Here is a 14264-nt window from a genome sequence, read left to right on the forward strand (position 1 = left end):
TAAAATATAACATTGAATAAAAAGCCTACCTAGTTCAGAAGATAGACTTTAATATTAAGATCCCATTCACTTATGATAAGGCTCTCCGTGACGTATCTAAATGAGGTTTTTCTCAATCTGTAATAAAGCTTTGGATAAAATCTACATATTCTTGATTTACTCCTTTTATTTTTTGAATTAAATCCTTATGCTTTAAATTCCTTTGAAATAAGTAGGATATAGCAACCAAGGTATCGCGTAAAGTGAAAGTTTCATTTTTAAAGAGATAATTTAATACTTCTCTTATCCTTAAGCCATTATCATTTACAAGTCCACTTTTCTCCAGATGTCTATAAATCATTAAATATAATACTGTAAACTGGTTGGGATTAAAGAATATATATTCCCAATTTTTTATTAACCCAATCAACTCTTTTGTATCAAGTTTTTCCCATTTTGCAGAAAAAATAATATTATTCCATATTTTATTTACCTCTCCACCATTAATTGCTATATATTTCTCCATTAACTCTTTATATTTTTTTAAATCGATTCCATAGTCTTCTTCTATATTGCATAAGGTATCTACAATTAAATTTAGATATCCACCTTCAACAATTTCTAAAGCCTTATTTTCTATCAAACTTCCACTAGAAAATCCTTTGTAATTACCATCTTCATAATTCTCACTTAACGACTCCGTAATTACTTGATATTGTGATACACTTAACATTTCAGTTTTTGATGTGTTTAAAACCAGTGAGTGCTCCCATAAATAATAACTAATTTCATTAAGTATTGCGTTATTTCTCTTTCTATCTTCAATTCCGTCTAAAAAAATTATATACATATCATCCACGTAACGAATTAGTTGGAGATTTTCCCTAACTAATAACTCTCGAATTTTATTATCAAAATTTGTTAAATAAAATTGCGATAGTATAGAAGAAGCTATTGAATAATGAAATTGAGGTAGATAATCAAACCCACAGTATTCCAAAATTTCCTCTAAATCATTTACATATTTAATATTTCCTAATAAGTACTTTATTGTTTTTATTAATTCCTTTACCTTAATTGAATTAAAGAAATCTTTTATATCAATTTTGAGAGCTGGTTTGCCACGATATATTTTTTGTTCTTTCTGAAATAACTTATAGCTTTCATTATACCTAGCATTTTCGGTAATTTGCTTTTTTGAAAATCCCAAATCAAGATAACCAGAATAATAGACTTTCATATTTTTATTTGAGAAATCTATTTTCTCTGTCCTAAATGATTCATTTGCTATTAAAAATACAAGATATGTATAGTATAAGTAATACAATGGATGTATTAAGAACATATTTCTAGGAGTAAAATAATCATTTTTATATACAAAGTCCCTGACCTTATAAGGTTTATACTTGCTACAAAATACATCTAATGGCATATCTAGTATTTCTAAAACTTTTTCTCTTCCTTCACTAAGTAGATAGTTAGTATTTGCTAGAGTTTGAGGATTATAATTATTTTTTAATGAAATAACATATTGAAAAGTTAGTTCCTTAATGGATTTTATGCTACTCATCTATTTCCGTCACTTCCATTTAAAATATAATAATTGCAGTAACTATGGGAAATAATATAAATAATATTATATTGAATTTTAAGACAATATTATCCACAGTTAAATCCCAAACCCTTTTTAAATTTTGTTTATCTTTCATACTTTCTCTAGCGTTTTTTTCATAATCAACAGGGTCATGATTCTCATTATTCTTTAATACGGTTTGATATTCATACATGATAATATTATATTCATTAATAAGATTACTTTCGTCCAAAGTATTTTCTTTCGAATTATCTTTAATTATTAAGGCCTTTAACCTTAAAATTAAATCCTCTATATCCAATTGATGGTAATGTACTTTCAATGCCCTTTCATTGTAATTTAATTCCCCTATGTAATATTGTATTAGTATTACATAAATTGAAAATACTCCTGAAACAATACTAAAAAGTTTGTCTGTAAAAATCGAGTTAATAGTTTGACCACCAAGCGATAAGAGTACAAATATCACTGCCTCTATGTTTAATATAAACATGACAACCTTCCATTGTTCACTGTATTTTTTCAATCTCAAGCTCATCTTTATTCTTGTATTTCTTGTTTTATTAAGTGTATTCATCTTTTTCTCTATCTCTGTTTTTATATCTAATTCTTTATACTTTCTTTCCATATTCTCACCTATTCTCTCTTTTCTGTTAAGCTAACTTAAACTATCAAATATTTAGAAATTTTTTGACCGTTAAAAAGCACCCCATAATTTAATTTGATGTGCTTTCATATTTCTCGCTACTAATAAAACCTCACTTACTTATGATAAGGTTCCCCACGATTAATCCGAAAAGCCCGATAAACCTGCTCCACCAGAATCAACCGCATCAACTGATGAGGAAAAGTCATTTTCGAGAACGACAGCTTTTCATCCGCTCGCTTCATCACCGCGTCACTCAATCCGAGTGATCCGCCGATGACGAAGGTGACTTTGCTTTTTCCATAAGTAGCCAACTTATCTATTGTATCGGCTAGTTCTTCGGATGTTTTCATTTTTCCTTCGATGGCGAGGGCGATGACGTGGGCGTCGGGGCTGATTTTTGATAGGATGCGGTCGCCTTCTTTGTCTTTTATGATTTTCATGTCCTGGTCGCTTAAATTTTCCGGCGCTTTTTCGTCCGGGAGTTCGATGATGTCGATTTTTGCGTAGGCCGAAAGTCGTTTTGTGTATTCTTCAATACCTTGCTTGAGGTATTTTTCTTTTAGTTTTCCGATTGTCACAATATTGATATTCACAGGTCATCCCCACCTTAGAAACAAGTTATTCATATATGTTGTCCACATTTGTGGATATCTTTTCTGTATTTTGTGTAAGATCATTCGTTCCCCACTATATATACTGCGGGCTCCCCACATAATTCACAGGCTGTGGATAAACTGTTAGTATGTTCGATTTTTCTGATTTCGGGCGGGAGTTCGTGGTCGTCTATGTACATATCCAGCACGGTTTCGATGTGTTCTTCACAGGAATAATAAGCATTTTTCATTTTTGAATCCTCCGATGTTTTCTTGCATTCTGCAAATGTTCTCTTCCCAATATAACCTATTTATTCACATGTTAGTAGTGCTTCGGGCTGAGTTTTATCCACAATTCGACAAGCAAAGCTGTTGATGAATTTGTTTCGATACAAAAAAGCCGGCGTTCCCAGAACGTCCGGCTTTCCCTCTTGATTTAGTTTAATGTTCCATGCGGATCAATCACAAATTTCTTCGCTGCGCCTTTGTCAAAGTCGCTGTATCCGTTTGGCGCGTCGTTCAGTGAAATGACGGTGGCGTTGACGGCTTTTGCGATTTGCGCTCTGCCGCTCAGGATCGCTTTCATGAGATTGCGGTTATACTTCATGGCCGGTGTTTGTCCGGTGACGAAGGTATGGGCTTTTGCCCAGCCTAGGCCGAATCGGATTTTTAATGAGCCTTTTTTGGCGTCTGCGTCGCTTGCGCCCGGGTCTTCGGTGACATATAGGCCCGGAATGCCGAGGCTTCCGCCGACTTGGGTGACATCCATAATGGAGTTCAGCACCGCGGCGGGGGCTTCCCCTTGATTGCCGTGTCCCGATGCTTCAAACCCAACGCAATCGACGGCGGCATCAACGGTTGGTTCGCCGAGTATCTGTTCAATTTGTTCGCCTAGACGGTCGTGTTTTTGCACGTTGACGGTTTCACAGCCAAAGCTTCTCGCCTGTGCCAGTCTGTCTTCGTTCAAATCGCCGACAATAACTGTAGAAGCGCCGAGAAGCTGGGCGGAGTGTGCGGCGGCTAAGCCGACAGGTCCCGCTCCTGCGATATAGACGCTTGATCCGGTTTGGACACCCGCTGTATAAGCGCCGTGAAATCCGGTTGGGAAAATATCGGACAGCATCGTTAAATCGAGGATTTTTTCTAATGCTTGTTCTTTATCCGGGAATACCAAAAGCTGAAAATCGGCGTACGGCACCATGACGTATTCCGACTGTCCACCGACCCATCCGCCCATATCAACGTAGCCGTAAGCCGATCCCGGCCGATCCGGATTTACGTTGAGGCAGACATGCGTTTTCTGCGTCTTGCACATGACACATCGACCGCAGGCAATATTGAAGGGAACGGATACGATGTCGCCTTTTTTGATAAATTCAACATCCCGGCCGGCTTCAATAACCTCACCGGTGATTTCATGCCCGAGCACTAAGCCTTTGGGTGCTGTCGTCCGTCCTCTCACCATGTGCTGATCGCTTCCGCAGATGTTGGTGGTGATGACCTTCAGAATCACGCCGTGCTCACATTTCCGATTGACATTTGCTTTCGGAACGCCGGGCCCGTCCCTCAGAATTAATTCCGGATATCCGATGTCTTCCACCGCCACGTTTCCATTTCCTTTATACACAACCGCTTTGTTCGCTGCCAACGCCATTCCTCCCTTTAGAACTTATATAAAAATAGAATTCGCTTGGATTTCTGCAAAATCGGCAATCCCGCTACTCAGATGATTTCGGTCCGGGATCACGTTTTCCCTTTATCATCACTGCTTTTTCCCTTTTTTCTCTACCTTCAAAGCAATCAAAACGCCTGCCAAACAAGCGATAATTGTGCCGATGATGTCAAACCAATCGGTTTTTCCTCTATTTAAAAGAAACACGGTGGCTGTTGAGGTCAGGGTGATCATGGCTGCCAGCAGTATGACACGTTTTTTGCTCATGTTATTTCTCCTTCCCATCATCTCCTTTTTTCTATATTTCCATTTTTCTATCAAAAACCCTTCAATACCTGAAAATCATAAAGCTTCAAATGGCTTTTCAGGGTCACGACTTTTTTTACATCTTCTATTTCTTTATCATTAAGCTTCTTCCCTGTTTTCAAGCTATATTGCTCAATGTTTGCCGGTTTGTTGTAGCTGTATGTGAAGAAATAGAGTTTGTCGCCTTTTCTGTGAATCTCTTTGAAATCGGCTTTCATTTTTTCTTGAGAAAGCGTGAAGGCGGGTTTGCTTTTACCTGTTTGGGAGTTGATTTGATAGACTTTGCCGAAGCCGTCGATGAAATAAAGATGCTTTTGATAGGAGAAAAAGCTTTTTTTGAAGCTGAACGGCATGGAGTCGTATAGGACTTGTTCGTCGTTTTTGTATGTAGCGATGTCGTGAAGTTCAACTTTGCCGCTTTTTTTATCGACTTTGACCATTTGATAGATATTGTCCGCTTTTTCACCCCGTACGACAAAATGGACCGATTCCTGATCAGCCGCGAGCTGGGATTCGACCGAAGTTCCTTCTTTGTAGGTCCATTCCGCTATCGTTTCATAGGTAAGGTCTTTTTGGTCAGCTCGTATTTTCAGTATCTTGTATCCTTTTTCATCATCCGTCGGAATCAGCGCATAGATGGAATCGCCGTCAAACCCGGAAGCGCGGATGTAGTAGGGGATGACGTCCTTTTTCCATTTCCCGTTGAATTGGCGGTACAGTTCTGAGCGGTAGTGATTGCCGTCTTTATCAAATCCGGAGTTATACAGGGTGTAGAAGCCGTTTTGGTCTCCAACATAACCGGCGCTGTCTCCTGTATGCTGATACGTTCTGTCATAGGCTGTAAGCCCGTTTTTGATTGTGAAAATCGTTTTTTTATCCTCCAGCATGACACTCTCGCCATTTACGCCGGCAGAGCCTTGTTCAAGCCCCCGCATCTTAAAAGAAGACAGGCTGCCGTTTTGGCCGGCAAATAGGGCATAGCTTTTTCCGCCGCCGAATGTATCCTGATCAGCAGCGGTTGAAAAGTAAAGCAGTGCGTCCTTATCATCCAGAAAGTCCTTCTGCTTCAGATCCTTTTTATCCACGGCGATATAGCCTTTTTCGGCTGATGATGCGTATATGGCGACTGCGGCAGACGCGGCGATGACAATGCTGAGCAAGATGATCCACCATGATTTTTTCTTCATTGCCCTCTCCTTAAGATGGAAAGCCCAAAAAGAACCGCTTTTCAGGCTTTCCATCTGTTTATTTAGTTAATGGTCGCAATGGTTGTTGTATATGAGGAGCTTGTGATGTCACGCGGATACACCCCAGCTCCTCCATTGCTGTCAACATCAATACCCGCTTTCAGCAAGAAGGCGGACCATAATAATTTCGAACAGTTTTTCGCGCCGTCATGTCCTGTGTTTCTGTTGTTGATAAAGTTAAAAGAGTACGCATCTCCGACCTTGGATACCGCCCAGTCGGCTGCGGCTGTTTTTTGGGAGGATGTGACGCTGACGCTTTGCACGATGGAGTTATCCTCTACATCTCTGGCGTTGTAGGCAATCTGTCTGACTCCGTCACCGGGTACAGATTCAACAATTTTGTCCGCGGCGGAATACATTCCGACATGTCCGTGGTTATAGTAGGCTGTGTAAGAGTTGGTATAATAAATGTTCCCTTTGGAGCTTTTCGGCAGTTTTTTCGAGCCTGAGGAGCCGCCCATGGTCGAGTAGCTTTTTTTGGCGATTTTGTCTCCTTCGGCTTTGTCAGCGGTGATCTCTTGATGGAATTGTTTGAGGATATCTTCTGTTTTTACGTTCTCTTGTTTTGCGAGCTGTTTTGCAGATTGGATGACTTCTTCAGGAGTGGTGCCTGGCTGGAGTGCAGCTATTTCTTCGGCATAAGGATAGTCTGCTGACGTTTTTGCGGCTTGCGCGTTTGACAGTGGTGTGGTGAGAGTGAGAGCCAGAGTGAAGGATAGAATCACGCCATAAACCTTCGATTTTCTTTTCATTACATCGCCTCTTTTCATTGTTTTAATGGAAATTAAGTTCCATATATTCATTATAATATCAGATTATTACAAATAGTCTATTAAATTTACAATTTTTTAAAAATATTTCTTGTACACAGGATAAATCGAGATGGGCTAATCAAAAAATGATTCTTTAGAGATAGTCTGACAAAGGACATAAAGAAAAGAGAGGACTGTTCTGACGCAGCCCTCTCTTCCCATCATAGTTCCTTGCTCATGCTGATATCTGTTTCGGTATAGCCGGTATGTTCGTAAAGCCGCCGTGCTGTTTCATTATGGGCAAACACATGCAAAGACAGTTTTTTGACGCCCAGCTCCTTCGCCTTGACGTCTAATGCGGCCAGCGCTTGTTTGGCTAAGCCCTGTCCCCTGTATGGCTCATACAAGCCAAAGCCGTAGATAAAGGCTGCTCGCTGTGGATGAGTCGGATCAATATACAGCCACAGCCAGCCGATGGATTCCATCTCATTGCGTATGATGCTCCAGTGGCGGTGATGCTGTGTTTGTAAGCCGTCCGGCAAAAGCTGGCGGAGGGCGGCCTTTGCTTTCTCATCTGCTTCCTCTTCTGTCCATGTACCTGCTGTTACTTTTTCTTTTGCATAGTGTTGATTTGAATACGCGCAGAAAGCCTGGAATTCTCTTTCCTCCATCGGTTTCAATGTGATCGGCATACTTCCTCCTCCTATTTCATAAAAAAACCTCCGTGCAGACGGAGGTTTTCTTTTTATAGCAATTTTTTGCCCAGCAATGATTCAGCAAGCTCAACTGCTGCATTTCCGGTTTTGTTTTTGTGATCCAGGATCGGATTCACTTCTACAAATTCAGCGGAAGTAATGATCCCCGCATCATACAGCATTTCCATGGCCAGGTGGCTCTCTCTGTAGCTGATGCCGCCGACGACAGGGGTGCCGACACCCGGTGCATCGTTTGGATCGAGTCCGTCTAAATCAAGGCTGAGGTGGACGCCGTCACAGTCTGACAGGTAATCAAGGGTTTCTTCGATGACCTTTGTCATGCCGAGGCGGTCAATTTCATGCATGGTGTATACCTTCATACCGCTTTCCTTGATATACTTGCGCTCTCCTTCATCTAGTGAACGGGCTCCGATAATGACGACGTTTTCCGGTTTGATCTTCGGCGCGTAGCCTTCCAGATTCACCAATGACTCATGGCCGATGCCAAGGCTGACGGCAAGCGGCATACCGTGAATATTGCCTGATGGTGATGTTTCAAGCGTATTCAAATCGCCGTGTGCGTCATACCAAATGACGCCGAGCTTATCGTAATGCTTTGCCGTACCGGCCAGCGTACCGATGGCGATGCTGTGGTCGCCGCCTAGGACCATCGGAAATTTTTGTTCTTCAATGACATTGTTGACCATTTGGGCGAGCTTTTCATTCCCCGCCAGTACGGAATGTAAGTTTTTCAGTTCTTGGTCATTTTTAATATTTTCGCGGTTGATCGGGATGTCGCCGAGGTCTTCAACCGAATAACCCATTTCTGATAACCGTTCGATAAGATGGGCATATCGTATCGCACTCGGCCCCATGTCAACTCCGCGTCGTGCTTGTCCTAAATCCATTGGCATTCCAATAATTGAAATTTGCTTATTCATCTGTAATTCCACCTCAACATATATGATGTTGTCCTGTGCGGGTAACAGCAAAGATGACTTGGACAAAAATGATTTAGAGTTCTAGTTGTTTATTTGCCTGCTGGCGTTTTTTGATAAACAGATGATAAATAACAACACATATCACCATAAAAGGAACGCCGCAATACAGAGCCATACGCTGTTCTGAGTCAAAAGCAAGGCTTATGAGAACAATCGTGTTTAATGTTAAACCGACAATCGGCACAATCGGGTAAAGTGGCGTTTTAAACTTTAAGTCTTCTACTTTTCCGCCGTCACGGATATATTTTCGTCTGAACATCAATTGGGACAGCGTAATGGTGATCCATCCGACCTGCGCACTCATTCCCGCCATCGACAACAGCCAGATATATAAAGTATCCTTAGCCGCAACGCTTGAAAGCAGAGAAAGACTGGCGAACAGCAATGTCACCAAAAGCGCGTTCATCGGAATCCCCCGTTTATTGGCTCTTCCTAAAAACGCAAATGCCTGTCCGTCATTCGCCATGGAGTACATGATCCGCGTGGATGCAAATAACCCGGAATTGGCCACTGAAAGCAGGGCGATTAAAATGACAAAGTTCATCATATCAGCCGCGTACGGAATTCCGATTTGGTCAAATACTGCGACAAACGGACTTTCCACGACACCGGCTTGTTTCCAAGGAATCATTCCAGCAATAATCGCAACCGATAATACGAAAAAGATCAGGGTTCTCCAAACGGTCTGTCTGATCGACCGGGGAACGGTTTTTTCCGGATTTTCACTTTCTCCCGCGGCGATCCCGATTAATTCGGTCCCTTGGAAGGCGAAATTCACGGTAATCATCGTAATCAGCATAGCCTGGATTCCATTAGGAAATAACCCGTCCTCATAAAAATGAGAGAATAAAGGCGCTTCTTGTCCGCCTTTCAAGTCGATAAGGCCAAACATCGCAGCTCCGCCAAGAAAAATGAAGAGTAAAATGACGAGAATTTTAATGCCTGAGAACCAAAATTCCGATTCACCAAATGCTTTAGCGGTCAACGCATTCAGCAGGAACAGCAATCCTCCGAATACGAGGCACCACACCCACACTCCGACATGCGGAAACCAGCGGAGCATTAACTGGCCCGCCGACAAAAACTCCAAAGCGACCGTAACCGCCCAGCCGAGCCAATAAATCCACCCCACCGCAAAACCAAAGGCCGGGCTGATAAATTTTGTCGCGTAGGTCTGAAACGATCCTGATACCGGCAAGGCGACCGCGAGCTCTCCTAAACAGAGCATCGTCAGGTACATGATAAAACCGCCTGTTAAATAAGACAGAACCGCACCGAGCGGCCCCGCTTCATTTATGGTATAACCGGTTCCAAGGAAAAAACCGGTCCCTATGACTCCTCCCAATGAAATCATGAACAAATGCCGTGATTTCATCGTCCTTTTGAGTTGATTTGCTTCTTGTTGTTTCGTATTCACATATCTGCACCCTTTCAGCAACTTGTATTGGATCTAAGCTGTAACACCCGCCTATCGTGCTGATGTCAGTTTGCTGTCCAAAGAGCCTCTATCTGTTATCTATTTAATATCAAATTCATTTTAATACATAAAGATACATTATACTAAAATACTGAAGCTGCGCAAATAGTGAGTGGCTAATTTGTCGTTGAAAATTTATACAGATGCTGTGAATATCGCGAGCTTAAGCGGATTTATGCTTTTTTGAGCACGTGTTTAATTTTTTCGATCGCCCAGTCCAAATCCTCTTTAGAAATGATTAACGGCGGAGCGAATCGGATAACGGTTTCATGAGTTTCCTTGCATAATAATCCTTCTTCTTTCAATCGCTCACAATAAGGGCGCGCAGCTTCTGTCAGTTCCACCCCAATGAAAAGTCCTCTTCCGCGGATTTCTTTTATCATCGGATTATCAATTTGCTCTATTTCAGCTTTAAAATAGTCTCCCAGCTCCAGTGAACGCTGAGCAAGCTTCTCATCCTCCAGAACTTCAAGAGAGGCGATAGATACAGCGCAAGCGAGCGGATTGCCGCCAAAAGTAGAGCCGTGTGAGCCTGGGTTGAACACATTCAGAATATCACGGTTCGCCGCAATGCATGAGATTGGAAATACGCCGCCGCCAAGCGCTTTCCCCAAGATATACATATCCGGCACAATGTTTTCCCAGTCACAGGCGAAGGTTTTGCCGGTACGGCCGAGCCCTGTCTGAATTTCGTCAGCAATAAACAGCACTTGCTCTTCCTTACAAATAGCCGCCGCTTCTTGTAAAAAGCCTTCAGGCGGTATCACAATCCCCGCTTCTCCTTGAATCGGTTCAAATAGGAAGGCTGCTGTATTCGGCGTAATCGCTTGTCGCAGCGCTTCTGCGTCTCCGTATGGAATCAGCTTAATCCCAGGAAGCATCGGGCCAAATCCCCGTTTATATTCGTCTTCAGAAGAAAGAGAAACCGCCAGCATTGTCCGGCCGTGGAAGTTTCCGACACACGCGATAATTTCCGCCTGATTGTCCGCTACCCCTTTTACCTCATAAGCCCAGCGTCTTGCCGCTTTGATGGCGGATTCAACAGCTTCGGCTCCCGTATTCATTGGCAATATCATGTCTTTACCCGTCAGCTTGGCTGTCTTTTCATAAAACGGTCCCAGCTGATCATTGTGAAATGCACGTGAAGTGAGCGTGATTTTATCGGCTTGATCCTTTAATGCCTGAATGATTTTCGGATGTCTGTGCCCCTGATTGACAGCCGAATAAGCGCTTAACATATCCATATATTCATTACCCTCAGGGTCCTTCACCCATGCACCGAGCGCTTCAGAAATAACAATCGGAAGCGGATGATAGTTGTTTGCCCCAAAATGTGAAGTTTGGCTGATGATTTCTTGAGATTTTGATAAAGCTGACATAATACTCATTCCCCCTGTAATGTGTGATTCAACATGTTATGCTGCTTTCCCTTTTTTATAAATGCAAGTTCCGTGCCAAAGCGAAAGAATGAGGTTTTTCGTCAAAATTCTCGGTTTTCCTGCAAAAATTTCAGGCAGTTTATGTGCAAAGAAAGGATAAGCGCAAAATTTTTTTGCATTTCTCGTTTAAATTATGAAGAAATTCATTTAAAAGCAAACTAAACAGTTAGAACTCAACAAAAAAAGGAGCAATCCAATTGGGGATTGCTCCTTTTACTATGATGAAACATCATCATAGTCATTTTCGTTTTTCCTTACTTCACATTAAAGTTTCATTTATTCAACTGTCTCTGATATATAAAATAGGAGCTTACTATTGATAATATAATACAGCCAATTGCAGCAGTGAAAATTATTGATTCTTTATAAGTTGATGGAAAAAATGCAGTAAGCATAATGATAACTCCTGCTAGGACAAAAAGTTTTGAACTAACTCTATGTGTATCCTTCCAAACCCTTTCATTGCTCAACGTCCATGGTGTTCTAATTCCCAAAAAGAAATTAGGCTTAACTATCTGAATAAAGTTTCCAAACACCATGAAAATCGCCCCCAATACAAAGCTTCCTAAATAAGGTATAGGGAGATCGTATCCTAGTCCAGTCAAAATGGTAATAAGGTTAATTATAAACAGAACCGCAAACATTGTATTAAATATAGCCATATATGGGCGCATAAATGTTTTGTAGTTATTTTTAGGATCAATCTTAGGGATGGTAACCATTAAAATATATTGAATAATCATTATGCCAATAAACGTCATCATTGCGTTAAATTTCGAAGAGTAATCATCTGCATTTCCACTTATTCCCCAGTGTGTCACCAAATCGTTTGGTAAAGATGAATATGTGAAAACCCATGTTAAAACGGTTAAAACAATGATAACTACCGAAAAGAGATATTTTTTCATGATTCTCCACCTTTCTTCTTATCATGTTCTGAATCAGTTAGGAAAAAGAACCAGCCTATAAGATCCTGTAATACAGTGGTATTTAATGAATAGATAATAAATTGACCTTTCTTCTCATCGAGAACTAAATCAGTATTCTTCAATATGTTAAGATGATGAGAAATACTAGGTTTTGACATTTCAAAGTGTTCTGCAATTTCCCCAGCTGTCAAATCTTGTTTCTTTAATAAATCTAAAATCCTTCTCCTAGTAGGATCGGCTAGTGCTTTAAAGGCTTTATTCAAAAACTTTCCCCCTCTCATACATTAATATTTAGATATTTAAGTAAACGTCTAAATATTAATCTGTTTTCCTGAAAATGCAAATAGATATATTTACTCAGTTCCCAATTATTTTGTTTTATTAAAAAAGTTTTTATTTAAACAGATAAGCGCAAAATTTTTTTGCATTTCCTTCATTATTTATTTTAAAATAATGAATGTTAAGACTATTATAAGGGGGGATTCTTCTGCACACAAACAGCGAATTTTTCACATTGGTTTTAGAAAGCATTCTGGAGGAAATCGATGTCGGTCTGCATGTGGTAGACGATCAAGGCAGCACCGTCATTTACAATAAAAAAATGATGCAAATCGAAGATATGGACGAACAGGACGTCCTGCATAAAAACCTGACTGATGTATTTATGTTTTCGAATCAGCAGGACAGCACCCTTGTACAGGCTCTACAGGAAGGAAAAACGATTAAAAACGTGAAACAAAGCTATTTCAATAATAAAGGCCAGGAAATTACGACGATCAACCACACCTTCCCGATTGTGAAGGACGGCGAGATCAAAGGCGCGGTAGAGATCGCAAAGGATGTGACGAAGCTGGAGCGTCTGATCAGAGAGAACATGCACAGAAAAGAACAGAACAGCTACACGTTTGACAGTATTCTCGGCGACAGCCCTGCGATTCAGGAGGTCATCGAAAATGCGAAACGCGCGACCCGCACCTCCTCGTCTGTGCTGCTTGCAGGCGAAACAGGCACCGGAAAAGAATTATTTGCTCAGAGCATACATAACGGCAGCCAGCGATCGGGCCGCCCGTTTATTTCACAAAACTGCGCGGCCTTGCCTGACAGTCTTGTCGAGAGCATTTTATTCGGAACGAAAAAAGGAGCATTTACAGGAGCGGTTGACCAGCCCGGCCTGTTTGAACAAGCCAATGGAGGAACACTTCTGTTAGATGAAATCAATTCTCTGAATCTCAGTTTGCAGGCGAAATTACTTCGCGCCATTCAAGAAAAGAAAATCAGACGCATCGGCTCTGTCCAGGATACGCCGATTGATGTCCGGATTATCGCCACGATGAATGAAGATCCGATTGACGCTATTGCCGGAGAGCGGCTTCGTAAAGACTTGTATTACAGGCTGAGTGTGGTCACACTGATTATTCCGCCGCTTCGTGAACGGAAAGAGGATATTTTGCTGCTCGCTTCGGAATTCATACAGACGAACAATCACTTATTTCAAATGAATGTAAAAGACCTGAGTGAAGAGGTAAAACAATTTTTCCTTTCATATGATTGGCCGGGAAATATCCGCGAGCTTGAGCATATGATCGAAGGGGCGATGAATTTTATAACAGACGAAGAAATGATTACGTTTGCCCATCTGCCGTATCAATACCGCATGAAAATCCAACCCGCTGATAAGCCATCAGAAAATACAGCTGATCCGCAGCCTGGGGCAGATTTAAAAGGGAAGATGGAAAGCTTTGAAAAATATATCATTGAGAAAATCTTAAGAAAACACAGTTACAACATTTCGCAAACGGCCAATGAGCTGGGCGTCAGCAGACAAAGCCTGCAATACCGCCTGAAAAAATTCGCTCTGCACGGCAAAGAGTAGCATTCAGAAAGGCTTTTATCCCGCAAAAAAAGGGCTGCATAGCGTTCACAGCCCTTTT

General features: G+C 41.3%; 15 protein-coding genes. 1 reads left to right on the forward strand and 14 read right to left on the reverse strand.

The genetic code is table 11. The features are described 5' to 3' along the window. Positions 1–112: 112 nt before the first annotated feature. The 14 genes from AAHT65_RS05980 to AAHT65_RS06045 all read right to left on the reverse strand — a co-directional run bounded on the left by AAHT65_RS05980 (position 113) and on the right by AAHT65_RS06045 (position 12596). Positions 113–1549 carry a reverse transcriptase domain-containing protein gene (locus AAHT65_RS05980; protein ID WP_343311141.1) on the reverse strand — a complete coding sequence of 479 codons (1437 nt, stop codon included), beginning with the start codon at positions 1547–1549 and terminating at the stop codon, positions 113–115. Between the two features lie 19 nt (positions 1550–1568). Continuing rightward, positions 1569–2201, reverse strand: coding sequence for an SLATT domain-containing protein (locus AAHT65_RS05985; RefSeq protein WP_106360295.1), 633 nt, complete (start codon positions 2199–2201; stop codon positions 1569–1571). A gap of 134 nt (positions 2202–2335) precedes the next feature. After that, positions 2336–2815 carry a 23S rRNA (pseudouridine(1915)-N(3))-methyltransferase RlmH gene (rlmH, locus tag AAHT65_RS05990; protein WP_044429977.1) on the reverse strand — a complete coding sequence of 160 codons (480 nt, stop codon included), beginning with the start codon at positions 2813–2815 and terminating at the stop codon, positions 2336–2338. A gap of 80 nt (positions 2816–2895) precedes the next feature. Further along, the gene (locus AAHT65_RS05995; protein WP_063638403.1) at positions 2896–3066 is read right to left on the reverse strand and encodes a CxxH/CxxC protein; all 171 of its coding nucleotides are present in this window, start codon (positions 3064–3066) and stop codon (positions 2896–2898) included. 185 nt (positions 3067–3251) lie between these two features. Then, positions 3252–4469, reverse strand: coding sequence for a formaldehyde dehydrogenase, glutathione-independent (gene fdhA / locus AAHT65_RS06000; RefSeq protein ID WP_106272185.1), 1218 nt, complete (start codon positions 4467–4469; stop codon positions 3252–3254). Between the two features lie 108 nt (positions 4470–4577). Continuing rightward, positions 4578–4754 (reverse strand): hypothetical protein, encoded by a 177-nt coding sequence (locus AAHT65_RS06005; protein ID WP_343311142.1) that lies wholly within the window; start codon positions 4752–4754, stop codon positions 4578–4580. A 50-nt stretch (positions 4755–4804) separates the two neighbouring features. Further along, entirely contained in the window at positions 4805–5980 is a 1176-nt protein-coding gene (locus tag AAHT65_RS06010; RefSeq protein ID WP_343311144.1) for a hypothetical protein, read from the reverse strand. Positions 5981–6042: 62 nt separating this feature from the next. Next, entirely contained in the window at positions 6043–6792 is a 750-nt protein-coding gene (locus tag AAHT65_RS06015) for a hypothetical protein (RefSeq protein ID WP_343311145.1), read from the reverse strand. 221 nt (positions 6793–7013) lie between these two features. Continuing rightward, positions 7014–7484, reverse strand: coding sequence for a GNAT family N-acetyltransferase (locus AAHT65_RS06020; RefSeq protein ID WP_343311146.1), 471 nt, complete (start codon positions 7482–7484; stop codon positions 7014–7016). Between the two features lie 53 nt (positions 7485–7537). Then, positions 7538–8428 (reverse strand): arginase, encoded by an 891-nt coding sequence (gene rocF, locus AAHT65_RS06025; protein ID WP_219946907.1) that lies wholly within the window; start codon positions 8426–8428, stop codon positions 7538–7540. Positions 8429–8501: 73 nt separating this feature from the next. Next, entirely contained in the window at positions 8502–9905 is a 1404-nt protein-coding gene (locus AAHT65_RS06030) for an amino acid permease (protein WP_343311147.1), read from the reverse strand. Between the two features lie 233 nt (positions 9906–10138). After that, a complete protein-coding gene (locus AAHT65_RS06035) occupies positions 10139–11344 on the reverse strand; it encodes an ornithine--oxo-acid transaminase (RefSeq protein ID WP_343311148.1) in 1206 nt (401 codons plus the stop codon). Between the two features lie 332 nt (positions 11345–11676). After that, complete coding sequence (locus tag AAHT65_RS06040; RefSeq protein ID WP_343311149.1) at positions 11677–12312, reverse strand: SdpI family protein; 636 nt, start codon at positions 12310–12312, stop codon at positions 11677–11679. After that, entirely contained in the window at positions 12309–12596 is a 288-nt protein-coding gene (locus tag AAHT65_RS06045) for an autorepressor SdpR family transcription factor (RefSeq protein WP_343311150.1), read from the reverse strand. Before AAHT65_RS06045 ends, AAHT65_RS06040 begins: the two co-directional genes overlap by 4 nt. A gap of 224 nt (positions 12597–12820) precedes the next feature. Between AAHT65_RS06045 and AAHT65_RS06050 the strand changes: the two genes are divergently transcribed. Next, positions 12821–14206: a sigma-54 interaction domain-containing protein gene (locus AAHT65_RS06050; RefSeq protein WP_061668902.1), complete on the forward strand. Its 1386-nt coding sequence runs from the start codon at positions 12821–12823 to the stop codon at positions 14204–14206. Positions 14207–14264 lie beyond the last annotated feature (58 nt).

This window comes from Bacillus atrophaeus (assembly GCF_039519175.1).
Classification (GTDB): domain Bacteria; phylum Bacillota; class Bacilli; order Bacillales; family Bacillaceae; genus Bacillus; species Bacillus atrophaeus.